Source organism: Streptomyces sp. SCPE 10, assembly GCF_051980735.1.
Lineage (GTDB): Bacteria > Actinomycetota > Actinomycetes > Streptomycetales > Streptomycetaceae > Streptomyces > Streptomyces misionensis.
The window spans coordinates 6449347-6472558 of sequence record NZ_CP197069.1 but is presented as its reverse complement, the minus strand read 5'-3'; the positions used below and the strand labels follow the sequence as shown (position 1 = coordinate 6472558).

The 23212-nt window shown below is 72.2% G+C and carries 23 protein-coding genes; 13 read left to right on the top strand and 10 right to left on the bottom strand.

Translation table 11 applies throughout. The annotated features are described in order from the left end of the window. The first annotated feature begins 98 nt into the window (after positions 1-98). Positions 99-755 carry a helix-turn-helix domain-containing protein gene (locus ACSP97_RS29725; protein WP_070029507.1) on the top strand — a complete coding sequence of 219 codons (657 nt, stop codon included), beginning with the start codon at positions 99-101 and terminating at the stop codon, positions 753-755. A 142-nt stretch (positions 756-897) separates the two neighbouring features. Further along, positions 898-1128: a hypothetical protein gene (locus ACSP97_RS29720; protein WP_146466622.1), complete on the top strand. Its 231-nt coding sequence runs from the start codon at positions 898-900 to the stop codon at positions 1126-1128. Between the two features lie 91 nt (positions 1129-1219). Here ACSP97_RS29720 and ACSP97_RS29715 read toward each other — a convergent pair whose 3' ends face one another. The 3 genes from ACSP97_RS29715 to ACSP97_RS29705 form a co-directional block, all read right to left on the bottom strand. Then, a complete protein-coding gene (locus ACSP97_RS29715; RefSeq protein WP_355152033.1) occupies positions 1220-1900 on the bottom strand; it encodes a 4'-phosphopantetheinyl transferase family protein in 681 nt (226 codons plus the stop codon). Then, a complete protein-coding gene (locus ACSP97_RS29710) occupies positions 1848-2750 on the bottom strand; it encodes a metallophosphoesterase family protein (protein ID WP_355532337.1) in 903 nt (300 codons plus the stop codon). The genes ACSP97_RS29715 and ACSP97_RS29710 overlap by 53 nt, the downstream gene beginning before the upstream one ends. 83 nt (positions 2751-2833) lie before the next feature. Continuing rightward, positions 2834-4171 carry a 6-phospho-beta-glucosidase gene (locus ACSP97_RS29705; RefSeq protein WP_355152035.1) on the bottom strand — a complete coding sequence of 446 codons (1338 nt, stop codon included), beginning with the start codon at positions 4169-4171 and terminating at the stop codon, positions 2834-2836. A 215-nt stretch (positions 4172-4386) separates the two neighbouring features. On the opposite strand from ACSP97_RS29705, the gene ACSP97_RS29700 reads away from it, so the two are divergent. Further along, positions 4387-5229, top strand: a complete 843-nt coding sequence (locus ACSP97_RS29700; protein ID WP_440555101.1) for a hypothetical protein — start codon at positions 4387-4389, stop codon at positions 5227-5229. 212 nt (positions 5230-5441) lie between these two features. On the opposite strand, the gene ACSP97_RS29695 is transcribed toward ACSP97_RS29700, so the two are convergent. Next, entirely contained in the window at positions 5442-6335 is an 894-nt protein-coding gene (locus ACSP97_RS29695) for a helix-turn-helix domain-containing protein (RefSeq protein ID WP_355152037.1), read from the bottom strand. Positions 6336-6481: 146 nt separating this feature from the next. Here ACSP97_RS29695 and tkt point away from each other — a divergent pair, with 146 nt between their 5' ends. The 8 genes from tkt (at position 6482) to ACSP97_RS29655 (ending at position 16157) form a co-directional block, all read left to right on the top strand. Then, positions 6482-8557 carry a transketolase gene (tkt, locus tag ACSP97_RS29690; RefSeq protein WP_440555099.1) on the top strand — a complete coding sequence of 692 codons (2076 nt, stop codon included), beginning with the start codon at positions 6482-6484 and terminating at the stop codon, positions 8555-8557. A 19-nt stretch (positions 8558-8576) separates the two neighbouring features. After that, entirely contained in the window at positions 8577-9722 is a 1146-nt protein-coding gene (gene tal, locus ACSP97_RS29685) for a transaldolase (protein WP_355152039.1), read from the top strand. Then, positions 9719-11305, top strand: a complete 1587-nt coding sequence (gene zwf, locus ACSP97_RS29680; protein ID WP_355322787.1) for a glucose-6-phosphate dehydrogenase — start codon at positions 9719-9721, stop codon at positions 11303-11305. The genes tal and zwf overlap by 4 nt, the downstream gene beginning before the upstream one ends. Further along, the gene (opcA, locus tag ACSP97_RS29675; RefSeq protein ID WP_355152041.1) at positions 11302-12228 is read left to right on the top strand and encodes a glucose-6-phosphate dehydrogenase assembly protein OpcA; all 927 of its coding nucleotides are present in this window, start codon (positions 11302-11304) and stop codon (positions 12226-12228) included. The genes zwf and opcA overlap by 4 nt, the downstream gene beginning before the upstream one ends. A gap of 1 nt (position 12229) precedes the next feature. After that, complete coding sequence (gene pgi / locus ACSP97_RS29670; RefSeq protein WP_355152042.1) at positions 12230-13876, top strand: glucose-6-phosphate isomerase; 1647 nt, start codon at positions 12230-12232, stop codon at positions 13874-13876. A gap of 7 nt (positions 13877-13883) precedes the next feature. Beyond that, positions 13884-14762: a phosphogluconate dehydrogenase (NAD(+)-dependent, decarboxylating) gene (gnd, locus tag ACSP97_RS29665; protein ID WP_355152043.1), complete on the top strand. Its 879-nt coding sequence runs from the start codon at positions 13884-13886 to the stop codon at positions 14760-14762. Positions 14763-14764: 2 nt separating this feature from the next. Further along, positions 14765-15358 (top strand): histidine phosphatase family protein, encoded by a 594-nt coding sequence (locus tag ACSP97_RS29660; RefSeq protein ID WP_355152044.1) that lies wholly within the window; start codon positions 14765-14767, stop codon positions 15356-15358. A gap of 133 nt (positions 15359-15491) precedes the next feature. Then, positions 15492-16157: a TetR/AcrR family transcriptional regulator gene (locus ACSP97_RS29655; RefSeq protein WP_440555092.1), complete on the top strand. Its 666-nt coding sequence runs from the start codon at positions 15492-15494 to the stop codon at positions 16155-16157. An 11-nt stretch (positions 16158-16168) separates the two neighbouring features. Here ACSP97_RS29655 and ACSP97_RS29650 read toward each other — a convergent pair whose 3' ends face one another. Further along, on the bottom strand, positions 16169-16765 hold the full coding sequence (locus ACSP97_RS29650; protein ID WP_355152046.1) for a TetR/AcrR family transcriptional regulator: 597 nt from the start codon (positions 16763-16765) through the stop codon (positions 16169-16171). A gap of 141 nt (positions 16766-16906) precedes the next feature. On the opposite strand from ACSP97_RS29650, the gene ACSP97_RS29645 reads away from it, so the two are divergent. Further along, positions 16907-17797, top strand: coding sequence for an NAD(P)-dependent oxidoreductase (locus ACSP97_RS29645; protein WP_355152047.1), 891 nt, complete (start codon positions 16907-16909; stop codon positions 17795-17797). A 45-nt stretch (positions 17798-17842) separates the two neighbouring features. Here the strand turns inward: ACSP97_RS29645 and ACSP97_RS29640 are convergent, their stop codons facing one another. The 5 genes from ACSP97_RS29640 to ACSP97_RS29620 form a co-directional block, all read right to left on the bottom strand. Then, positions 17843-18280, bottom strand: a complete 438-nt coding sequence (locus ACSP97_RS29640; protein ID WP_355152048.1) for a PPOX class F420-dependent oxidoreductase — start codon at positions 18278-18280, stop codon at positions 17843-17845. A gap of 130 nt (positions 18281-18410) precedes the next feature. Then, positions 18411-19118, bottom strand: a complete 708-nt coding sequence (locus tag ACSP97_RS29635; protein ID WP_440555089.1) for a YcnI family copper-binding membrane protein — start codon at positions 19116-19118, stop codon at positions 18411-18413. 38 nt (positions 19119-19156) lie between these two features. Beyond that, on the bottom strand, positions 19157-19723 hold the full coding sequence (locus ACSP97_RS29630; RefSeq protein ID WP_440555087.1) for a hypothetical protein: 567 nt from the start codon (positions 19721-19723) through the stop codon (positions 19157-19159). Positions 19724-20231: 508 nt separating this feature from the next. Further along, on the bottom strand, positions 20232-21239 hold the full coding sequence (locus ACSP97_RS29625) for a recombinase family protein (RefSeq protein ID WP_355152051.1): 1008 nt from the start codon (positions 21237-21239) through the stop codon (positions 20232-20234). Positions 21240-21904: 665 nt separating this feature from the next. Further along, positions 21905-22276, bottom strand: coding sequence for a winged helix-turn-helix transcriptional regulator (locus tag ACSP97_RS29620; RefSeq protein ID WP_256530320.1), 372 nt, complete (start codon positions 22274-22276; stop codon positions 21905-21907). A 92-nt stretch (positions 22277-22368) separates the two neighbouring features. On the opposite strand from ACSP97_RS29620, the gene ACSP97_RS29615 reads away from it, so the two are divergent. Next, a complete protein-coding gene (locus tag ACSP97_RS29615; RefSeq protein ID WP_440555084.1) occupies positions 22369-23208 on the top strand; it encodes an SDR family oxidoreductase in 840 nt (279 codons plus the stop codon). Positions 23209-23212 lie beyond the last annotated feature (4 nt).

Sequence of the window (23212 nt, the reverse complement as noted above, 5' to 3'; positions counted from 1 at the left end):
AATCTCCGGGAGGTTCACGGCGATCGCCGGACCCGGTACCGAGCATGCGGGATGCACGGACGCACCTGTTGCCCTTGAGAGACGTAGGAGTTCTGTCGGTGACGGATGGCTACGAGGATCCGGGCGCCGCGGCGACCGCCCAGCTGCCGGCCGTCGTCGCCCGCGTCACCGCGCTCGCCGAGCGGCTCGGGGTGGCCCAGGCCGAGGTCTTCGACGTCGCGCGGCTCTCGGTCGCCTGCGGCGTGCCGGAGCCGGTGGTCAAGGCCCTGCTCAGCGGCCGCCCGGCCGGCGAACCCGACGTGCAGGCGCGCTTCCTGCAGCGCCTGGGCCTGCTACGGCGCACCCGGCTGAAGCCCAACGGCCGCAGATACACCCAGCAGGAGATCGCCGACGGCGCGGGGATGTCCCGGCAGCAGGCCGGCGCCCTGATCAACGGCGACCGGCGGCCCACCATGGAGCACTGCGACGCGTTGCAGCGGTTCTTCCGGGTGCACGCCGGTTTCCTGACCGCGGAGGACCCGGAGGCGCTGGCGGGCGCGTTGCAGCGCACCGAGCAGGAGCTGTTGCAGAAGCTGGCCGACCGGGAGCGGGCCGCGGCCGAGGCCGCCGAGGACCCGCTGGAGCGGCTGCTCCAGGACCACGGGGTGCGCGGAATCGCCTGGCGGGCCGCGCAGTTGCCCACCGACCAGCACCGGGACAAGGTCGCGGAATGGCTGGACATGCTGCTGGAGAGTGTGAAGCGGCCCGATTCCTGACGGGCACTCGGGCGGGGCGCGGGGTGCGCTTTCGCCCCATTGTCAGTGGTGGACGGCAAGCTGGTCGGGTGCGTCGTACGACATGCGGCGCGCGGCGCCGCAGGGCGCGTGACCGTGACGCCTATCCGGGGAGAGCCGACCGATGCCCACCGCCGTACTGACCGACCACGAGCGCACCGCCGTCCAGGCCTATCTGCGGCTGCTGCACACGGTGCGCGCCGCCTTCGACGGACCGCCCGAGGGGGCGCCGCCCGCGGTCGTGCCGCCCGGCGTGCTCGCCGAGGCGGAGACGGCCCTCGCGGGGGCCGGCCTCGCGGGCAACGAGGCGGAGTTCTTCCGGCTGCTGGGCGAATGGTGCCCGCCCGCCGCCTGAGGGCCGCCCGCCCGGCCGTCGTCGGCCCCCGGGTACGGCGACGGCGGCCGGGGCGTCCCAGGCGTGCGGTACGGCGACGGCGGCCGGCCCCTCAGGCGCGGGGTACCACGACCGTGGTGGCCACGAGGTGGTCGCGTACGGTCCAGCGGCCGTCGAACACCTGGAGCCGGCGGTCGCCGACCCGGGGCCCGGGGACGAGGAGTTCGGCGTGCAGGGTGCCGTGCGGTGCGCCGTCGGGGGCCGGGTTCAGGGTGATGTCGGCCTCGGAGAAGTCCAGCCATTCGCGGGTGAGCGGGAACCAGGCCTTGTACACCGACTCCTTGGCGCTGAACAGGATCCGGTCCCAGTGCACGGCGGGCCGTTGCCCGGCGAGCCGTTCCAGGCGGGCCGTCTCGGCGGGCAGGAAGACGGAGGGTCCCACGCCCTCCGGCAGCGGTCCGTGCGGTTCGGCGTCGATGCCGAGGGAGGCCAGGTCGGTGGCGCGGACCAGCGCGGCGGCGCAGTAGCCGTCGCAGTGGGTCATGCTGCCGACGATGCCGGCCGGCCACTGCGGGGCGCCGCGCTCGCCGCTGACCACGGGCCGCGCGGGGATGCCGAGCTTCTCCATGGCACGCCGGGCGCAGCCGCGTACGGCGGCGAACTCGCGGCGCCGCTTGGCCACCGCGCGGGCGACGAGCACCGCCTCCTCCGGGTGGAGGGGGGTCTCCCACAGCGGGTCGTCACGGTGTGCCTCCACGGCCACGACCGACTCCGGGAGCAGCTCCTCGATCACCGGTCTCGTCCTCCATCGGCAGGATGCGGCGCGGTTTTCCCGGGGCTGCCGGGCGCTTGCGCCATTCACGGGGGTAGCCCACGGAGACCTCGGTGAAGCGGACTCCGTCGTGCCATGTGGTGCGGGGGATGTGCAGATGGCCGTAGACCATGGTGGCGACGCGGAAGCGGCGGTGCCAGTCGGCGGTCAGGGTGGTGCCGCACCACATGGCGAACTCGGGGTGCCACAGCACCTCGGTGGGGTGCCGGTCCAGGGGGTAGTGGTTGGCCAGCACGGTCGGCATGTCGGCCGGCAGCTCCGCGAGTCTCTCCTCGGTCCGCGCCACTCGGTCCCGGCACCACGCCTCCCGGGTCGGGTACGGGTCCGGGTGCAGCAGGTACTCGTCGTTGCAGACGATGCCGGTGGACTCCGCGTAGGCCAGGCCCTCGGCCTTGGTGGTGCAGCCGGCGGGCAGGAAGGAGTAGTCGTAGCCGAGGAACAGCGGGGCGACCACGGCCGGTCCGCCGGCGCCGTGCCACACCGGATAGGGGTCCTCGGGGGTGACGACGCCGAGTTCCCGGCAGACCTCGACCAGATGCTCGTAGCGGGCGACGCCGCGCAGGGTCACGGTGTCCTTCGGGTGGGTCCACAGGTCGTGGTTGCCGGGCGCCCACAGCACCTTGCGGAAGCGGCCGGCGAGGGTGCCGAGGGTCCAGCGGATGTCCTCGACGGTCTCGGCGATGTCGCCCGCGACGATCAGCCAGTCCTCCTCGCCGCCCCGCAACTCCTCGACCAGGCGGCGGTTCTCCGGGTAGGAGATGTGCAGATCACTGATGGCCAGCAACTGACCGGGACCGGCCGTCGGCTCCACCCCGTGTCCCCTTCCGATCAGCGAGTCGTCCGCTCCACAAGAACACAATCGCGGGCGGCGTTCAAGGGTTCCCCCGGCCGCGCCTACCTGAGGTAGGCGAGGCCCGGATGGGCGGCGATGTAGCCGTCCGCGAGCCGGCGGGCCACGTTCACGGAGTCGACCAGGGGGTGCAGGGCGAAGGCCTTGACCGCCGTGGCCCGGGAGGCGGACTCGGCGGCGGCGAGGACCTCCCGCTCCACCGCCTTGACGGCGCAGACCAGGCCCGTCGCGTGGGCGGGCAGCGGGGCGGCGGCCAGCGGGTGGGCACCGCCCGAGTCCACCAGACAGGGCACCTCGACGACGGCGTCGGCGTCGAGGGCGGACAGGGTGCCGTCGTTGCGGACGTTGAGGATCAGGGTGGTGCGTTCGTCCCGGGCGATGGCCCGCATCAGGGCGAGGGCCACCTTCTCGTAGCCGCCGGAGAGGTCCTCCTCCTCGCGCTCGCCGGCGCCCGCGCTCTCGCGGTTCTCGGCCATGTACGTCGCCTCGCGCTCGGCGCGGGTGCGGTCCCACGCCGCCAGCGCGGAGACGTCCGGGCGTCCGGCGGCCTCGTAGAAGCGGGCCTGCTGGTCGCGCAGGAAGGCGCCCCGGGTCCGCTCGGCCTCCTGGTACGCGCGCACGGTCTCGCGGTTGAAGTAGTAGTAGTGCAGGTACTCGTTGGGGATCGCGCCGAGCGAGCGCAGCCAGTCGGGGCCGAAGAGCCTGCCCTCCTCGAAGGAGCCGAGCAGCGCGGGATCGGCGAGCAGCCGCGGGAGCTGGTCGCGCCCGCCGACGCGCAGCCCGCGCACCCAGCCGAGGTGGTTGAGGCCGACGTAGTCCACGAAGGCCTCCCGCGGGTCGGCGCCGAGGACGCGGGCGATACGGCGGCCGAGACCGACCGGCGAGTCGCAGATGCCGATGACGCGCCCGCCCAGGTGCCGGGACATGGCCTCGGTGACCAGCCCCGCCGGATTGGTGAAGTTGATGACCCAGGCGTCGGGCGCGAGGCGGGCCACCCGGCGGGCGATGTCGTCGGCGACGGGCACCGTGCGCAGACCGTAGGCGATGCCGCCCGCGCCGACCGTCTCCTGTCCGAGCACGCCCTCGGCGAGCGCGATCCGCTCGTCGGCCGCCCGCCCCTCCAGGCCGCCGACCCGGATCGCGGAGAACACGAAGTCGGCGCCGCGCAGGGCCTCGTCGAGGTCGGTGGTGACGGTCACCCGGGGTGCGTCGGGCACACCGGCGGCTTGTTCCTCCAGTACGCGGGAGACCGCATACAGCCGACGGTCGTCCAGATCGTGCAGGACGACCTCGGTGACCCGTCCCTCGCCACGGTCCGTCAGCAGCGCACCGTGGACCAGCGGAACGCGGAACCCGCCACCGCCCAGAATCGTCAGCCTCACGTCCCACGCACCTCTCCCGAGTCCCGCCACGGCTGTCCCATCCTGTCCCATGATCCCCGCCCGCGGCCCGTCCGCGCACGCCCCCGCCCGGCGGTGCCGGCCGCCGCGCGGGGAGGACGGCCGGAACCGGAGCGTCGATCACGCCCCCGCAACCCCCCGGACACCGAACCGTGGTTGCATGCGAACCCCGACTCCACCGAGGTGACAGGAGCCCGATGAAGCGTCAGATCGCCGCGCTCACCGCACTGGTGGGCGCGCTCGTGTGTGCCGCCCCCAGCGCGTCGGCGTCCGAGCCGGCCCACTGGGTCGCGGCCGGGACGTCGTACACCGACACCCTGGGCGGCGGCCAGGGACTCGCGAGCCGTGCCGACGGCTCGCTGCTGCACCGCGGGTTGCTGGACATCCCGCTGGACCTGCGGACCAAGGGCTGGAACCACGTGGGCGATCCGGACATCACGCGCGGCTACGTCTTCGACGCCTACCAGGGCGCCGACACGGCCACCTCGAAGATGTACGCGGTGACCACCCCGGAGGGGAAGCGGTACGACTACGTCCATCCGCTGGATCCGGGCGAGAAGGTGAACAACTCCTTCGCCGCCGTCTCGCCCGACGGGCAGTGGCTGGTGTCCGGCGAGTGGGGCGACCAGGACCGGCTCCAGGTGTTCCCGGCGCCGCTGCTCAACCCGGCGACGCCGCGTACCGGGGGCACGCTGGCGCAGGCCGGGCGGATCGGCCTGGACAAGCCGGTGCGGGACGTCCAGGGCTGTGACTTCGTGAGCGCCACCCGTCTGGTGTGCGCGTCCGACGACGCCTCGGGGCAGCTGTTCCCGCAGAGCAGACCGCTGCTCCAGGTGGATCTGCCGCACCCCTTGGACGGCAAGCCGGTCACCGGCCGGGTGAGCAGCCTGTTCGCCCTGCCCCAGCGCAGCGTGTGCAAGGGCACGTTCGAGGCGGAGGGCGTCGACTACGACCCGGCGGCCGGCACCCTGCGCGCCGAGGTGGTCCAGCCGGGCGTGTGCGCGGTGGCGACGACCGTGTACGCGTACCGGGTCGGGTAGGCGCGGCGGTCCCGGCGGCGGCACCTGGCCCGGCGCCGCCGCCCGCCACCGGGACCTCGCAGGCGACCGGGTATCGGGCCCGCCGACGAGGGTTCACGCCTTCACTACCTGAACTCGCCCGCGCCACAAAGACTCAGGGCGCTGAGCCGACCGCCGTACCGGAACCGGGGCGGCCGGAGGGTGCACACCGCGCCACGCCGGTCTTGGGCGCGCTAGCGCAGTTCCGCGCGGAAGGCCGCCGGCGTGCGGCCGGTGTGCAGTTGGAAGAACTTGGAGAAGTTGGCCGCGTCCGGGAAGCCGACGGCCACGCCGACCCGGCCTATCGGCAACTCGGTGTGGGCGAGCAGGCGCTGGGCCTCCAGGACGACGCGCCGGTCGATGAAGCCCTTGGGGGTCTGCCCGGTGGCGGCGCGGACGGCGCGCACCAGGGTGCGGCGCGAGTAGCCGAGGGCGTCGGCGTAGGCGCTGACGCTGTGGTTGGTGGCGAAGCCCTGCTCGACCGCGTCCCGGAACCGGGTGAAGGTGCTGTCCGACTGCTGCCGGGAGCCGGGCGCCGAGCTGGCGGCGAGATGGGCGAGACGCAGCAGGAACGCTGTCAGGGAGTGCCGCAGGACGGCCGTGTGCAGGCTGAGCGGGAGCGTCGCGGTGTCCTCGTACTCGCGGCGCAGCTGGTCCAGGGCCGCCCGCAGCGCGTCGAGCTGGGCCGCGTCGGGGTGCAGCAGCGGTGGGAGGTCGTAGCGGTACAGGCCGGTGGCCTCCACGATGGCGCGCGGCAGGAAGCCGGGCTGCATGGTGAGCACGGTTCCGCGGTACCCGCACTCCCGGGAGAAGCGGTGGACCTGTCCGGGGCGGATCCACAGCAGGTCGCCTGCGTTCGCCTCGTACTCGGTGAAGTCCACCATGTGGCGTACGGGGCCGTCGGTGAAGAGCAGGACCACATGGAAGTCGATGCGGTGGACGCGTTCGAGCGGGGCGTCGGCGTGCCAGGTGTGACCCGCGCCCATGGGGCCGACCTGCATGCCGACGCCCCCGACGGCCAGCTCGGTCGGGAAGGGGAAGGTTCGGATGCCGTCGGCGCCGCTCGTTTCGGGCGTTGTGTCAGCCATGTCCTTTTCGCGCCGTCCCTGCTGTTCGATCACTGTCCCAGATTCACCACAGGGTGACACACCCCGCCCTTCCGCCGAAAAAGTCAGACTTTTAAGTTTGAACACATCCGGTCAGCCCTTCCGTACTGAATGAGGACTTCTTGAAGATGAGCACGCAGACTTCCGGCGGCTTCGAGTGGACCGATCTCGACCGGCGTGCCGTGGACACAGCCCGTCTGCTGGCGGCCGACGCGGTGCAGAAGGTCGGCAATGGCCACCCCGGCACCGCGATGAGCCTGGCGCCTGCCGCGTACACGATCTTTCAGAAGGTGATGCGACACGACCCGGCGGACCCGGAGTGGGCCGGCCGTGACCGGTTCGTCCTCTCCCCCGGTCACACCTCGCTGACCCTGTACACCCAGCTCTTCCTGTCCGGTTACGAGCTGGAGCTGGACGACCTCAAGGCGTTCCGCACGAAGGGCTCCCGCACCCCGGGCCACCCCGAGTACGGGCACACGGCCGGTGTGGAGACCACCACCGGCCCGCTCGGCCAGGGTGTGGCCAACGCAGTGGGCATGGCGATGGCCGCCCGCTACGAGCGCGGCCTGTTCGACCCGGAGGCGCCCGCGGGCACCTCGCCCTTCGACCACACCATCTGGGCGATCGTCTCCGACGGCGACCTGGAGGAGGGCGTCTCCTCCGAGGCCTCCTCGCTCGCCGGCCACCAGAAGCTCGGCAACCTGGTCTTCCTCTACGACGACAACCACATCTCCATCGAGGGCGACACCGAGACCGCGTTCTCCGAGGACGTGCTGAAGCGGTACGAGGCCTACGGCTGGCACACCCAGCGCATCGAGCCCACCGCCGACGGCGACGTGGACGTGCCCGCCCTGTACGCGGCGCTGAAGGCCGCCCAGGAGGAGACCGAGCGGCCCTCGATCATCGCGATGCGCACGATCATCGCCTGGCCCGCCCCGAACGCGCGGAACACCGAGGCCTCCCACGGCTCGGCGCTCGGCGAGGAGGAGATCGCGGCCACCAAGCGCCTCCTCGGCTTCGACCCCGAGCAGACCTTCCAGGTCGACGACGAGGTGCTGCGGCACACCCGGCGGGCCCTGGACCGGGGCGCCGAGGCGCACGCCGCCTGGGACAAGCGGATCGCCGAGTGGCGCACCGCCCGGCCGGAGCAGGCCGAGCTGTTCGACCGGATCAGCCGGGGCGAGCTGCCCGCGGGCTGGGAGGACGCGCTGCCGGTCTTCGAGGAGGGCAAGTCGGTCGCCACCCGTGCCGCCTCCGGCAAGGTCCTCCAGGCGCTCGGCCCGGTGCTGCCGGAGCTGTGGGGCGGCTCCGCCGACCTCGCCGGCTCCAACAACACCACGATCGACAAGACCAGCTCCTTCCTGCCCGAGGGCAACCCGCTGCCGGGCGCCGACCCGTACGGCCGTACCGTGCACTTCGGCATCCGCGAGTTCTCCATGGCCGCGGAGATGAACGGCATCGCCCTGCACGGCAACACCCGGATCTACGGCGGCACCTTCCTGGTCTTCTCCGACTACATGCGCAACGCCGTGCGGATGTCGGCGCTGATGCAGCTGCCGGTGACGTACGTGTGGACGCACGACTCCATCGGCCTGGGCGAGGACGGCCCCACCCACCAGCCGGTCGAGCACCTGGCCTCGCTGCGCGCCATCCCCGGCCTGAACGTCGTCCGCCCGGCGGACGCCAACGAGACCGCGCTCGCCTGGGCCGAGATCCTGAAGAGGCACGCCACCAGCCCCGCCCCGCACGGGCTCGCGCTCACCCGCCAGGGCGTGCCGGTGTACGCGCCGAACGAGGACGCGGCCAAGGGCGGCTATGTGCTGCGCGAGTCCTCGACGGAGGTCCCGGAGGTGATCATCATCGCGACGGGCTCCGAGGTGCACCTGGCCGTGGCCGCGCGGGAGCGGCTGGAGGCCGAGGGGATCGGCACCCGGGTGGTCTCGATGCCGTCCGTGGAGTGGTTCGAGGAGCAGCCGCGCGCCTACCGCGAGCGGGTGCTGCCGCCGGCCGTGAAGGCCCGGGTCGCGGTCGAGGCCGGGATCGGACTGACCTGGTACCGGTATGTCGGCGACGCGGGGCGGATCGTCTCCCTGGAGCACTTCGGTGCCTCCGCCGACGCCAAGACGCTGTTCGCCGAGTTCGGCTTCACCCCTGAGAACGTCGCCGCGGCGGCCCGCGAGTCGCTCGCCGCCGCGCGCGCCTGACACCGACGCAGATAGAAAGATGAGAATCGTGACCGAAGCAATCGCGACCCCGGGAGCCCTCAAGCGCCTTGCCGACGAGGGTGTGTCCATCTGGCTGGACGACCTGTCGCGGAGGCGGATCACCTCGGGCAGCCTCGCCGCGCTGGTGGCGAGCGGCAGCGCCGTCGGTGTCACCACCAACCCGTCGATCTTCCAGGCGGCCATCGGCTCCGGCGAGGGCTACGAGGAGCAGCTCACGGACCTGGCGGTGCGCGGGGTGACCGTCGACGAGGCGGTGCGGATGATGACGACCGCCGACGTGCGGGACGCCGCCGACATCCTGGACTCCGTGTACCGGGCGACGGACGGCCGGGACGGCCGGGTCTCCATCGAGGTCGACCCCCGTCTCGCGCACAACACCGAGGCGACCGTCGCCGAGGCCAAGCAGCTGGCCTGGCTGGTGAACCGCCCCAACGTGATGATCAAGATCCCGGCGACCAAGGCGGGCCTGCCCGCGATCACCGAGGTGGTCGGGCTCGGCATCAGCGTCAACGTCACGCTGATCTTCTCGCTGGAGCGCTACCGCGAGGTCATGGCCGCCTACCTGGCCGGCCTGGAGAAGGCCCGTGAGCGCGGCATCGACCTGTCGACCATCCACTCGGTGGCCTCGTTCTTCGTCTCCCGTGTGGACTCCGAGATCGACAAGCGGCTGACCGCCCTCGGCACCGAGGAGGCCCTCGGCCTCAAGGGCCGCGCGGCCCTGGCCAACGCCCGGCTGGCCTACGAGGCGTACGAGGAGGTCTTCTCCTCGGACCGATGGCTGGCGCTGTCCGGCGACAAGGCGAACAAGCAGCGCCCGCTGTGGGCGTCCACCGGGGTGAAGGATCCCGCGTACAAGGACACCCTGTACGTGGACGAACTCGTCGCGCCGGGCACGGTCAACACCATGCCGGAGGCCACCTTGAACGCCGTCGCCGACCACGGCGAGATCACCGGCGACACGGTGACCGGCGGCTACGCGCAGGCCCGCGCCGACCTCGACGCGGTCGAGCGGCTCGGCATCTCCTACGACGAGGTCGTCCAGCAGCTGGAGGACGAGGGCGTCGCCAAGTTCGAGACGGCCTGGCAGGACCTGCTGGACGCGGTGGCGAAGTCCTTGCAGAACAAGGGAGTTGACGCGCGATGACCGACAAGCAAAGCGCCGCCGCGGCGCCCGAGGAGGTGCGGGTGCCCGTCGCCCCGGCCGCCGACTGGGTGAACCCGCTGCGGGACACCCGGGACCGCCGCCTCCCGCGCATCGCGGGCCCGTCGGGCCTGGTCATCTTCGGGGTGACCGGCGACCTGTCCCGCAAGAAGCTGATGCCGGCCGTGTACGACCTGGCCAACCGCGGCCTGCTGCCGCCGGGCTTCTCCCTGGTGGGCTTCGCCCGCCGGGACTGGGAGGACCAGGACTTCGCCCAGGTCGTGCACGACGCGGTGCGCGAGCACTCGCGCACCCCGTTCCGGGAGGAGGTGTGGCAGCAGCTCGCCGAGGGCATGCGGTTCATCCCCGGCGACTTCGACGACGACACCGCCTTCAAGCAGCTCAAGGACGCCGTGGAGGAGCTGGACGCCTCCCGCGGCACCGGCGGCAACTTCGCGTTCTACCTCTCGGTGCCGCCGAAGTTCTTCCCGAAGGTCGTGCAGCAGCTGAAGAAGCACGGCCTGGCCAGCCCGCCCGAGGGCGCCTGGCGGCGCGCGGTCATCGAGAAGCCGTTCGGCCACGACCTGGCCAGCGCCCGCGAGCTGAACGCGCTCGTGCACGACGTGTTCGAGCCGGACCAGGTGTTCCGGATCGACCACTACCTCGGCAAGGAGACCGTCCAGAACATCCTGGCGCTGCGCTTCGCCAACCAGATGTACGAGCCGATCTGGAACCGCAGTTACGTCGACCACGTGCAGATCACGATGGCCGAGGACATCGGCATCGGCGGCCGGGCCGGCTACTACGACGGCATCGGCGCCGCCCGTGACGTGATCCAGAACCACCTGCTCCAGCTGCTGGCGCTCACCGCCATGGAGGAGCCCATCGCGTTCGACGCGGAGGCGCTGCTCACCGAGAAGCTGAAGGTGCTCAAGTCGGTGCGGCTCCCGGAGGACCTGGGCAAGCACACCGTGCGCGGTCAGTACGCGGCGGGCTGGCAGGGCGGCGAGAAGGTCGTGGGCTATCTGGAGGAGGACGGCATCGACCCCAAGTCGAAGACCGACACCTTCGCCGCGATCAAGCTCGGCATCGACAACCGCCGCTGGGCGGGCGTCCCCTTCTACCTGCGTACCGGCAAGCGCCTGGGCCGCCGGGTGACGGAGATCGCCGTCGTCTTCCAGCGGGCCCCGCACTCCCCGTTCGACACCACCGTCACCGAGGAGCTGGGCCAGAACGCGATCGTGATCCGCGTCCAGCCGGACGAGGGCATGACCGTCCGCTTCGGCTCCAAGGTGCCCGGCACCTCCATGGAGATCCGGGACGTGTCGATGGACTTCGCCTACGGCGAGTCGTTCACCGAGTCCAGCCCCGAGGCGTACGAGCGGCTCATCCTGGACGTGCTCCTGGGCGACGCCAACCTGTTCCCGCGCCACCAGGAAGTGGAAGAGTCCTGGAAGATCCTCGACCCGATCGAGGAGTACTGGGCGGCGCACGGCCGTCCGGCACAGTACGCGTCGGGCAGCTGGGGACCGAGGGAAGCCGACGAGATGCTCGCACGAGACGGACGGAGCTGGCGCAGGCCATGAAGATCGACCTGACCGACACCACGGCAAGCAAGATCAACAAGGCGCTGGTGCAGGGCCGCCGCGCCATCGGCACCCCGGCCGTGGGCATGGTCCTGACGATGGTCATCGTCACGGACGAGGAGAACGCCTACGACTCGATGCGGGCGGCCGAGGAGGCCTCGCACGAGCACCCCTCGCGCACCCTGGTCGTCATCAAGCGGCACGCCCGCACGCTGCGCGACCGCACCACCTCTCGGCTGGACGCCGAGGTCCGGGTCGGCTCGGAGGCCGGCACCGGCGAGACGGTGGTGCTGCGCACCTACGGCGAGGTGTCCGACCACGCCGACTCGGTGGTGCTGCCGCTGCTGCTGCCGGACGCCCCGGTGGTCGTGTGGTGGCCGGTGGACGCCCCCGACACGCCGTCCAAGGACCCGCTCGGCGCGCTCGCCCAGCGCCGGATCACCGATCTGTACGCGGTGGACCGGCCGATGGAGGTCCTGGAGACCCGCGCCCGCAACTACGCGCCCGGCGACACCGACCTCGCCTGGACTCGCCTCACGCTGTGGCGGTCGATGCTGGCCGCCGCCCTGGACCAGGCCCGCGTGCAGGTCACGTCCGCGGCCGTGGAGGCCGAGGCGGACAACCCGAGCGCCGAGCTGCTGGCCCGCTGGCTGGAGGCACGGCTGGGGGTGTCCGTGGACCGCGTGGTCACCGAGGGGCCCGTGGTCACCGCCGTACGGCTGGGCACCCGCGAGGGCGAGATCGTCCTGGACCGTCCCGAGGGCCCGCTGGCGACGCTCACCCTGCCGGGTCAGCCGCCGCGCACCCTCGCGCTGAAGGTCCGCTCCACCTCCGAACTCATCGCCGAGGAGCTGCGCCGCCTCGACGCCGACGAGATGTACGCCATCGCCCTCACGGGCGAGGCCGCCAAGGAGAACGCCTGAGATGGCCGACGTCCACAACCCCGACCTCATCCACCGGCCCGAGTGGACGGCGCTCGCCGACCACCGCGCCAAGGGTCAGCCGCACCTGCGCGAGCTGTTCGCGTCGGACCCCGGCCGCGCCGAGCGGTACGTGGTCCGGGTCGGCGACCTGCACATCGACTACAGCAAGCACCTGATCACCGACGAGACCCTGGCCCTGCTCCAGGAACTCGCCTCCGCCACCGGCGTGTTCGCGCTGCGGGACGCCATGTTCCGCGGCGAGAAGATCAACATCACCGAGGACCGGGCGGTGCTGCACACCGCGCTGCGCGCCCCGCGGGACGCGGTGATCGAGGTCGACGGCGAGAACGTGGTGCCCAAGGTGCACGCGGTGCTCGACAAGATGGCCGACTTCGCCGAGCGGGTCCGCTCCGGCGCCTGGACCGGACACACCGGCAAGCGCATCCGGAACGTGGTCAACATCGGCATCGGCGGCTCCGACCTCGGCCCCGCCATGGCCTACGAGGCACTGCGCCCGTACACCGCGCGGGAGTTGACGTTCCGCTTCGTGTCCAACGTGGACGGCGCCGACCTGCACGAGGCCACCCGCGACCTGGACCCGGCGGAGACCCTGTTCATCGTCGCGTCCAAGACCTTCACCACGATCGAGACGATCACCAACGCCACCTCGGCCCGCACCTGGCTGCTGAAGGCGTTCGAAGGCGACGAGAAGGCGGTGGCCAAGCACTTCGTGGCGCTGTCCACCAACGCGGGCAAGGTCACCGAGTTCGGCATCGACCCGGACAACATGTTCGAGTTCTGGGACTGGGTCGGCGGCCGCTACTCGTACGACTCCGCGATCGGCCTCTCCCTGATGATCGCCATCGGGCCGGACCGGTTCCGCGAGATGCTGGACGGCTTCCACCTGGTCGACGAGCACTTCCGCACCGCGCCCCCGGAGGCCAACGCCCCGCTGCTGCTCGGCCTGCTGGGCATCTGGTACGGCAACTTCCACGACGCCCAGTCGCACGCGGTGCTGCCGTACAGCCACTACCTGTCCAAGTTCACCGCCTACCTCCAGCAGCTGGACATGGAGTCCAACGGCAAGTCGGTGGACCGGCAGGGGCGTCGTGTGCAGTGGCAGACGGGGCCGGTGGTGTGGGGCACCCCCGGCACCAACGGGCAGCACGCCTACTACCAGTTGATCCACCAGGGCACCAAACTGATCCCGGCCGACTTCATCGGCTTCGCCCGCCCCGTCGGCGAGCTGAGCGACGAACTGAAGGCCCAGCACGACCTGTTGATGGCCAACTTCTTCGCCCAGACCCAGGCGCTCGCCTTCGGCAAGACGGCCGAGGAGGTCCGCGCGGAGGGCGTACCCGAGGAGCAGGTGGCGCACCGCACCTTCCGCGGCGACCACCCGACCACCACCATCCTCAGCCCGGAGCTGACCCCCTCCGTGCTCGGCCAGCTGATCGCCCTCTACGAGCACAAGGTGTTCGTGCAGGGCGCGGTGTGGGACATCGACTCCTTCGACCAGTGGGGCGTGGAGCTGGGCAAGGTCCTCGCCAAGCGCGTCGAACCCGCCCTCACCGAGGGCGCCGAGGTCCCCGGCCTCGACCCGTCCACCACGGCCCTGGTCGCGGCCTACCGTTCTCTCAGGAAGTGAACTGATCATGCAGCTCGGTCTCATCGGTCTCGGCAAGATGGGCGGCAACATGCGCGAGCGGATCCGCCGCGCCGGCCACACCGTCATCGGCTACGACCGCAATCCCGAAGTCTCCGACGTCAAGAGCCTCGAAGAACTGGTCGAGAAGCTGGAGGCGCCGCGCACGGTCTGGGTGATGGTCCCGGCCGGCACCGCCACCCAGGGCGTCATCGACGAGCTCAAGGACCTGCTGTCCGAGGGCGACACGGTGGTCGACGGCGGCAACTCCCGCTGGACGGACGACGAGAAGCACGCCGCCGAACTCGGCGTCAAGGGCATCGGCTTCGTGGACGCGGGCGTCTCCGGCGGTGTGTGGGGCCTGCAGAACGGCTACGCGCTCATGGTCGGCGGCGACAAGGAGCACGTCGACCGGCTGCGGCCGATCTTCGAGGCGCTCAAGCCCGAGGGCCCGTACGGCTATGTGCACGCGGGCCGTGTCGGCGCCGGGCACTTCTCCAAGATGGTCCACAACGGCATCGAGTACGCCATGATGCAGGCGTACGCCGAGGGCTGGGAGCTGCTGGAGAAGGTCAAGTCGGTGGACAACGTCCGCGAGGTCTTCCGCTCCTGGCAGGAGGGCACCGTCATCCGCTCCTGGCTGCTCGACCTCGCGGTCAACGCGCTGGACGAGGACGAGCACCTGGACAAGCTGCGCGGCTACGCGGAGGACTCCGGCGAGGGCCGCTGGACCGTCGAGGCGGCCATCGACAACGCGGTGCCGCTCCCGGCGATCACCGCCTCGCTGTTCGCCCGGTTCGCCTCCCGGCAGGACGACTCGCCGCAGATGAAGATGATCGCCGCGCTGCGCAACCAGTTCGGTGGCCACGCGGTCGAGAAGAGGGGCTGACCGTGGCGGACCTCTTGCTGGTCCGCCACGGGGAGACCGAGTGGAGCAGGTCGGGACAGCACACCAGCTTCACCGACCTGCCCCTGACGGATGACGGCGAGGAACAGGCCAAGTCCCTCGCCCCGCTCCTGTCCGGCCGGACCTACGCCCTGGCCCTGGCCAGCCCGCTCGCCCGTGCGCTGCGCACCGCCGAACTCGCCGGTGTCACCGGGGTCGTGCCCGACCCCGACCTGCACGAGTGGGACTACGGCGGCTACGAGGGCATCACCACCCCCGAGATCCACCGGACCCGCCCCGACTGGGACCTGTGGACCGACGGGGTGCCGCCCGGACCCGAAGGGCACCCGGGCGAGTCGCCGGCCGAGATCGGTGCCCGCGCCGACCGGGTGCTGGCCCGCGTCGGCGCCGCGCTCGCCGAGGACGCCGGCGATGTGGTGCTGGTCGCCCACGCCCACTTCCTGCGGGTGCTGACGGCCCGTCGGCTGGGCCTGCCGCCCGCCGAGGGCCGGCTGTTCCAGTTGGCCACCGGCACGGTGAGCCGGCTGTCCACGGAACACGGGCACCCGGTGATCGCCGAGTGGAACCGGCGGCCGTGACAGCGGACGCCGCGGCCCGGGTCACCGCGTGTGGCCCGGGCCGCGGCACACCCGCCGCCGAAACGGCGTCCTAGAATCACCGGGCAGCGAACGAGCGCACCACCACGGCGCGTCACGGCCGAAGGAACACCCCATGACCAGCGTCGAAGAACCGGCACGAGCCGACGGGCGGGGGCGCGACGCCGCCCGCACCAGGGCCGAGATACTCGACGCGGCCACACAGGAGTTCGCCCGGGCCGGTTACGACGGCGCGCGCGTCGACGAGATCGCCGCCCGCACCCGCACCACCAAGCGGATGATCTACTACTACTTCGGCGGCAAGGAGCAGTTGTTCACGGCCGTGCTGGAACGGGCCTACGGCGCGCTCCGCGAGGCCGAGGGGCGACTGGACGTGAGCCACCTGGACCCGGTCGCGGGCATCCGCCGCCTGGCCGGACTGGTCTTCGACCACCATGAGCAACACCCGGACCACCTGCGCCTGTTGAGCATCGACAACGGCCAGGCGGTCGAACACGTCGCCGCCGACGGCGCCCTGGGCGCGATCGGCTCCCCGGCGCTCGACGTGCTGCGCCGCGTCCTGGCCGCCGGGCAGGAGTCGGGGGTGTTCAGGACGGACGTGGACGCGGCGGACGTACACGCGGTGATCAGTTCGTTCTGCTTCTTCCGGGGCGTGAACGGGCGTGCGTTCGGCGCCCTGTTCGGCCGGGACCTGGTGGACCCGGCCCGGCACGCGCACTACCGGACCATGCTCGGGGACATGGTGATCGCCTACCTCACGGCCGGCCGGTCCGCCGCCTGAGGCCCGGCCGCTCAGTCGGGCCGGCTCACGGCGGCGTCGAGCAGCGGGCCGAGTTCCCGCACCACCGTGGTCAGGGGCCGTACGTCCTGTTCGGCGCGGGCCAGCAGGATCGCGCCCTCCAGGGTGCTGATCATCAGCGTGGCCAGGGCCGTGGCGCGGTCGGCGGGCACGCCCATCCGGGCCAGGGCCTCGGCGAGCGGGGTGCGCCAGGTGGTGAACGCGGCGGCCACCGCCTCGCGGGTGGTGCCGCCCAGGGAGGCGCAGTCGACGGTGGCGGCGGCGACCGGGCAGCCCGCGGCGAACCCGTCGCGGTCGTACTCGTCGGTCCACTGCGCGACCATCGCCGCGAACAGGGCGCTCGGCAGCGGCTCGGCCAGCCCCTCGACGAAGCGGGCGATCCGGTTGCCCGCGTACCGTCCGGCCCAGGCGACGGCCTCGCCCACCAGCTGTTCCTTGCCGCCCGGGAAGTAGTGCTGGAGGGAGCCGCGCGGCGCCCCGGCGTGCGCCGCGACCTCGCGCATCCCGGTCGCCTTCACCCCGTCGCGCCGGATGAGCTGCGCCGCACTGAACACCATCCGCTCGCGCGGGCCCCGCTGCCGCTCGCCCATTCCCGGCCTCCGTTCCTCGCCCCGTCCGGTCTCGCCCGGTCTTGCCCGGTCTCGCTCGGGGGTCAACTCTATGACTGCCGTCATAACGCCCGCTACCATGACCACTGTCATAGTCGGCTCGCGGTGCGAAGGGCGGCCCCCGTGCACGTCGGTTTTCTCGGTCTCGGAGTGATGGGCGGGCCGATGGCCCTGCGCCTGGCGGCGGCCGGCACCCCGCTGGTGGTGTGGAACCGCACCCCGCACCGCACGGAGCCGCTGCGCGCGGCCGGCGCCGAGGTCGCCCGCGACCCCGGCGAGGTGTTCGCGCGGACGCGGGTGGTGCTGCTGATGCTCGCCGACGAGGCGGCCGTCGACGCGGTCCTCGGCCGCGGCACGCCGGAGCTGGCCGCGCGGGTCGCCGGACGCACCGTCGTCCACATGGGCACCACCTCCCCCGAGTACTCCCGTGCCCTGGAGGCCGACATCCGCGCGGCCGGCGGCCACTACGTCGAGGCGCCCGTCTCGGGCTCCCGGGTCCCCGCGGAACAGGGGCAGCTGGTCGCCATGCTCGCGGGCGAGCCGGCCGCCGTGGAGACGGTGCGGCCGCTGCTCGCGCCGATGTGCCGCGAGACGTTCGGGTGCGGTGCGGTACCGGGCGCGCTGCTGATGAAGCTGTCGGTCAATCTGTTCCTGATCACCCTGGTGACCGGGCTGACCGAGGCGTTCCACTTCGCGCAGCGGCAGGGGCTGGACCCCCGCCTGTTCCTGGACGTGCTGGACGCGGGCCCCATGGCGAGCGCGGTGTCCCGCATGAAGGCGCCCAAGCTGCGCGAGCGGGACTTCGGCGTGCAGGCCGCCGCGCTCGACGTCCTGAAGAACAACAGGCTGGTCGCCGAGGCAGCCCGCGCGGCCGGGCTGGCCTCCCCACTCCTCGACGTCTGCCACACCCTTTTCAGGGAGACGGTGGCCCAGGGGCACGGCGGCGAGGACATGGTCGCGGTGCTGCGGGCGATCGAGGCGCGCACCGAGCGGGCGTCCGGCCACGCCGCCTGAGCCGGGCGCCCGAGGCGGCCCTCGTCCGAGGCCGGCCGTCCGAGGTCAGCGCCTGGGAACGCCGTACGCCCGCTCGACGCGCAGCCGCACCACGAGGCGGCGGTCGCGGACCATCGATGCGCGGAAGTCGTCCCAGTCCGGGTGCTCGCCGAGTACCTCGCGGTAGAGCCGGACCAGTTCCTCCACGGTGTCGTCGTGGGGGTCCCGGGCGACCGGGGACAGCTCGGCCGTGCCCTCGGCGACGGTGTACGCCCAGCGGTCGGCGCTGGTGACGTGGTACGAGGCGCGGGGGTCGCGGCGCAGATTGCGGGTCTTGGCGCGGTCGTCGGTGACGGAGATCCGGATGGTCCGCTCGTCGGGGTCGTAGGCGTGGACGACATTGGACAGCTGGGGGCGGCCGTCGCGCCGGAGGGTGACCAGTACGCCGCCGTGCTCTTCGGAGAGGAGCGGGAGCAGCGCGTCCTGCGTGGGGTCCTGGGTCATGCGGGGATCAACGACGGGCGGCGGCCGTCGCATTCCCGGTTCCGCCTCGTCGGTGCCCGCCGCTCGCCGCGGTTCACCCTGGTGGGTCACCGTCGGCGAGCAGTGGGTCATCCGGCCGGGAGGCCCTTGGTCACGAGCGCTCGGGCCTCCGTGCGCGGACCAGCGCGAACGCGGCGGCGGCCAGGCCCAGGACACCGGTGACCAGGCCGGCGACGCCGAGCCCGCGGGCGGTGGAGTCGCTCGCGCCGGCCGCCTTGGCGGTGGCGGCGGCCGGGGCCGCGGCGGGTGAGGCGTCGTCGGCGGTGAGCTTCAGGACCGGGGCGGGGTTGTCCGGCTCGTCGTCGCCCGAGGAGGGCTGCTCGATCCAGCGGACCACCTTGCCGTCCGAGTACGTCTGCAAGGTCTTGAAGACCAACTGCCCGGCATCCTCGGGAAGTTGACCGAAGGCGACGTTGAAGTCCGCGTACTGCCCGGCGGCGATCCTGCCGCCGCTGAAGGTGATCTCGGAGGCGGCCTCGGTGAGCGTGCCGTCGTCGGTCTCGACCGGCTTCTTCAGCTTGGTGGTGGTCACCTTGGCGGTCCAGCCGTCCTGCGGGTGGACCAGGATGCCGAGGACGGGGTGGTCGGTGGGCAGGAAGATCTGGACCTTGGTGGTGGCGGCGTTGTCCTCCTCGTTGGGCACGCGGAAGGTCAGCACGCCGTCGGTGGCGCCCTTGGCGTAGCTCTCCGGGTGGACGGTGACGTGGGCCGACGCGGCACCGGCGGCGAACAGCACCGTGGCGGTGGCGAGCGCGGCGACGGTCGCGGCGCGCCGCGGGGTGACGGGTGATGAGGACATGGTGAACCGATCTCCGTACGGGTGAGGAGGGTGAGGGGTCAGGGCGTGTACGGGATCGGGGCGGGCGGCCCGCGCCGGGTGACCGCGTGCCGCAGCGAGGCCCGGTGGCAGGGCCCGGCGCCGGTGGTCACGCGCGGCACCGGTCCGGCGGGAGCGGGCAGCGGGGCGGGCCGCCACCAGGCGACCAGGACGGGGACGAGTCCGGCGGTACGGCGCAGCAGCGACCACAGCGCGGCCTCGCCCCGCCGCAGCCACCAGGAGGCGGCGAGCGCGGCCAGCAGATGGGCGGCGGTGGCGTGGGCCAGGGGATGCGCGGGCTCCGCCATGCCCGGCATGCCGGGCATCCCGGCACCGGTCCGGGCCGCGTCGAAGCCCGCGTGCAGCCCGGCCTGGGTGAGCAGCATGACCGCGCCGATGCCGGGCCCCGACCGCTCCCGTCCGCCCAGCGCCCAGCCGAGCACGAACACCGCGAGGAACCCGGCGCCGTCGCAGCGCGGCGACGGCATCCTGCCCATGGCCAGCCCGTGCCCCGCGGCGGCGAGCAGCACGCACACCGCGGCGAACACCGCGGCCCGCAGGCCTCTCACCGCCGGGGATGCGCTCACACCGAGGGATCCTGCCACGCCACCGACCGGCCCGCGCCGGTTCCGTGGCGTTCAGGGGTCACTCGAACGCCCACCCGGACAGGCGGCGTTGCGCGGTGAGGAGCGACCGAATCGGCAGAGGAACAACAATCCGAACTCCTACGCGATTATGATCGCGCCCGTGCCCGCGAACCCACCTCGCCATCGCCGCCACTCCCGCGGGGAGCAGCGGCGGCGCCGCAAGGCCCGGAGACGCCACCGGATATGGGCCGTGACCACGGCCGTCGTCCTGTCCGGCGCCGTCACCGTGTACGCCGCCGCCCACCCCCACTCCGGCTCGCCGAGTGCACGGGCGGACCCGAAGACACCGAGGGCCGCTTCCCCTTCCCCCTCTCCGTCCGCTTCCCCCTCTGCTTCCGCCTCGCCGGCCGCGGAGCCGCTGAGCCTCGACACCGCGCTCGCGCCGGTCACGGACCTCTTGGCCCTGTTCTCCCGAAGCTACGGCGAAGTGACAAGTAGCTCTCTGTAATCAGATTGACGCTCGGTCAGGGATAGCGGGGCGGGGTCCGGGGAGCTCCCCGGCCTGGAGCGCGGCGAAGTCGGTGTGGGCCTGCTCGACGGCTTCGGGGTACGCCTCGCGCTTGGCGTGCTCGGCGAGCGCACGGTAGATGCTGGCGACGGAGGGGTTGTGTCCCTTGCGCTTGCCGGTGGGGATGATCAGATCGGGCTGGATCTGCTCGACGGACTCGCCGCCCGCGCGGCGCCGGAGCACGGTGTGGAGCATGTCGTCGGTGATGACCGGGGGCCGGCCGCCATGCTTGCCCTTGCGGGCCGCAGTGTCGAGCCCCTCCAGCGTGGACTCGCGGATGTTCTCCCGCTCGGTCTCCGCCATCGCCGCGAAGAACGCGAACAGCAGCTTCCCCGGACCGGTGGGGTCGTAGATCCCGGGCAGGGGCCCGGCGAGCATCTCCAGCACCAGGCCGTGCGCGGTGAGGTGGTCCGCCAGGGCGGTGAGTTCGGCGGCGTCGCGGCCGAGCCGCTTCATCTCGTAGACGGTGAAGATGACCCGGCAGTGCGGGGCGTGCGCCTTGACCTCCCGCGCCGTCCTCAGCGCCTCCTCGAACCGGGGGCGGACCCGTACCCGGGTGCTGATCTTCTCGCTGAAGATCTTGTCCCTCGGGATGCCGTGCTTGCTGAGCGCGTCGAGCTGGGAGTCGAGTTCCTGCCCGAGCGTCGAGCACCGCGCGTATCCGATGCGGATGTCCGCGCTCGGCAGGTCCGGGTCGATGGGCGCCGGCGGCGGGGTGCCCGGCCGCCACGGTCGGCCCGGCCCGCGGTCGGCCGGGGTCGGCACCCGCAGCGCCTTCTTCAGCCGGGGCACCTTCGTGAAGCGGCCGGTGTGGTAAGCGGAGGCGACCGCGCCGCCGCGCGAGCGGCACGGCGAGCCCGGCTGTGCGCCACACTTCGGACAGGCGTGCTGTTCGACGTCGTCGGCGTCCGACCGGTCGGTTGGGGAAGGCTGCTGAGGGCCCGTCATGGGCCCGGATTTTCGCACAATACAAGTCTCACAAGGGAGCCCGTCCCGCTTTTGAGTGAGAACGGGTTCTGCGAACGAATCCGGGTCCGGTGGGCGTCCGGCGGCCCGTGATTGATCGTGCTCGCGCAAAGGAACGTTTGTGAGAGTGACGGTATGCTGGGCCGTGGCCTTCGCGCGGCTCGGACGGGTGTCCCGTCTCAGGAGATCTTGCCGGTCTCTCGCCGGACGCTGTCCGATTCGCACGTGCGGGGCAAGGCCGAGTGAGACAGAGCAGGCCAACGACCTGTCGTTTGACGGCCGTCCGCCCTGGCAACGCGCCTGAGCGACAACATCAAGTGAGACGGCGTGACTGCCGCGTCTCACTCGGCTTTGCCTCTTCGTAGGTCAGAGCGTTGCCCGGCGGAGAGATCGAATGAGATGGGACAACGGGACAGGCGATCGACTTCCGCCCGCCTGTCTGAATTTCGGGGTCTCGACTGTCGGTGGTCGCCGCAACGCTCTGGGGTGATGGCCGTTCAGAGGGGGGCCGATGGCATTGCGGGCCGTGCACGCCGAGTGGGGGACGGTCTTCGCGCACCTGCCGGATCTCGGGTGCGGCCACCGCGCCGGGAGCGGTGGGCGCCCGGCCGGGCGCCCGTTCACGAGATGTCCGCGGACCGGTACGGTCAGCCCGCACCGGGCCGCGACAGTCGCTCGGTGATCCGGTCGAACAGCTCCGTCAGCGGCTCGCCGACGTCCTGGCCGAACTCGGTCAGCCCGTAGGTGACCTGGGGCGGCGTCGTCGGCTCGACCTCCCGCCAGACCAGGCCGTCCTGGACCAGCGCGCGCAGGGTCTGGGCGAGCATCTTCTCGCTGATCCCCTGGATGCTCTCGCGCAGCTCGTAGAACCGCAGGCTGTTGCTCCGTAAGGAGATCAGCACCCAGATGCCCCACCTGCTGGTCACGTGGTCGACCACATCGCGGGCGAGGCAGTCGGTGTGAAACACGTCATACCGCTTCCCTGCCTCGGCCTGTCTGTGCTGCGAGCCTCCCGTCATGTCGTGAGCTTACCTTCAGGTACGTCCTTACGAAGAGTTAGCCCGTGCTCTTAGCGTGCAGACCGCAAAGGACATCCGACAAGGAGCTGATCATGATCGTGGTGACCGGGGCCACCGGGAACATCGGCCGGCCGTTGACGCGGGCGCTGGCGGAGACGGGCCATCAGGTAACGGCGGTGTCACGGCACACGGCGCAGGTGCCGGACGGCGTCCGCCACGTGGTGGCCGACCTGGCCGAGCCGGCCGGTCTCAAGCCCGTGCTGGCCGGGGCGAAGGCGTTGTTCCTGCTGCTGTCCGGCGACCTGCACGCCATTGGAGCCAGCCCTGCCGACATCATCGGCGAAGCCGCGGCCGGCGGGGTCCGCCGGGTCGTCCTGCTCTCCACGCTGGGCGTGGCGACCAGGCCCTTCGGCCGAACGCGGATCGCGATGCGCGCGCTGGAGGACACGCTGCGGGAGTCCGGCCTGGAGTGGGCCGTCCTGCGGCCGGGCGGCTTCGCCTCCAACGCCCTGTGGTGGGCCGAGTCCGTCCGCACGCGGCGGGTCGTCGCCGCGCCCTTCGGCGACATCGGGGTGCCGGTCATCGACCCGGCGGACATCGCCGCGGTCGCGGCGGCCTGCCTGCTGGAGGACCGGCACACCGGCGGCGTGTACGAGCTGACCGGCCCGGAGGTGATCACTCCGCGCTGGCAGACGGAGGCCATCGCCACCGCGCTGGGCTCGCCGGTGAGGTTTCACGAGCTCACCCGCGACGAGGCCAAGGCCGCCATGACCCAGAGCATGCCGGCGGAACTCGCCGACGACACCCTGGACATCCTCGGTTCCCCGAGCCCGGCCGAGCTGCGCGTCAGCCCGGACGTCCAGCAGGTCCTCGGCCGCGCCCCGCGCCCCTTCGCCGACTGGGCCGCCCGCAACGTCGACGCCTTCCGCTGAGGCT

Coding starts and splice junctions, on each gene's coding strand:
- ACSP97_RS29650 (WP_355152046.1), bottom strand. CDS start 16,765: ATGGGCGAGCGGCAGCGGGGCCCGCGCGAGCGGATGGTGTTCAGTGCG.
- gnd (WP_355152043.1), top strand. CDS start 13,884: ATGCAGCTCGGTCTCATCGGTCTCGGCAAGATGGGCGGCAACATGCGC.
- ACSP97_RS29655 (WP_440555092.1), top strand. CDS start 15,492: ATGACCAGCGTCGAAGAACCGGCACGAGCCGACGGGCGGGGGCGCGAC.
- ACSP97_RS29695 (WP_355152037.1), bottom strand. CDS start 6,335: ATGGCTGACACAACGCCCGAAACGAGCGGCGCCGACGGCATCCGAACC.
- opcA (WP_355152041.1), top strand. CDS start 11,302: ATGAAGATCGACCTGACCGACACCACGGCAAGCAAGATCAACAAGGCG.
- ACSP97_RS29620 (WP_256530320.1), bottom strand. CDS start 22,276: ATGACGGGAGGCTCGCAGCACAGACAGGCCGAGGCAGGGAAGCGGTAT.
- ACSP97_RS29640 (WP_355152048.1), bottom strand. CDS start 18,280: ATGACCCAGGACCCCACGCAGGACGCGCTGCTCCCGCTCCTCTCCGAA.
- pgi (WP_355152042.1), top strand. CDS start 12,230: ATGGCCGACGTCCACAACCCCGACCTCATCCACCGGCCCGAGTGGACG.
- tal (WP_355152039.1), top strand. CDS start 8,577: ATGAGAATCGTGACCGAAGCAATCGCGACCCCGGGAGCCCTCAAGCGC.
- zwf (WP_355322787.1), top strand. CDS start 9,719: ATGACCGACAAGCAAAGCGCCGCCGCGGCGCCCGAGGAGGTGCGGGTG.
- ACSP97_RS29635 (WP_440555089.1), bottom strand. CDS start 19,118: ATGTCCTCATCACCCGTCACCCCGCGGCGCGCCGCGACCGTCGCCGCG.
- ACSP97_RS29615 (WP_440555084.1), top strand. CDS start 22,369: ATGATCGTGGTGACCGGGGCCACCGGGAACATCGGCCGGCCGTTGACG.
- ACSP97_RS29720 (WP_146466622.1), top strand. CDS start 898: ATGCCCACCGCCGTACTGACCGACCACGAGCGCACCGCCGTCCAGGCC.
- tkt (WP_440555099.1), top strand. CDS start 6,482: ATGAGCACGCAGACTTCCGGCGGCTTCGAGTGGACCGATCTCGACCGG.
- ACSP97_RS29700 (WP_440555101.1), top strand. CDS start 4,387: ATGAAGCGTCAGATCGCCGCGCTCACCGCACTGGTGGGCGCGCTCGTG.
- ACSP97_RS29625 (WP_355152051.1), bottom strand. CDS start 21,239: ATGACGGGCCCTCAGCAGCCTTCCCCAACCGACCGGTCGGACGCCGAC.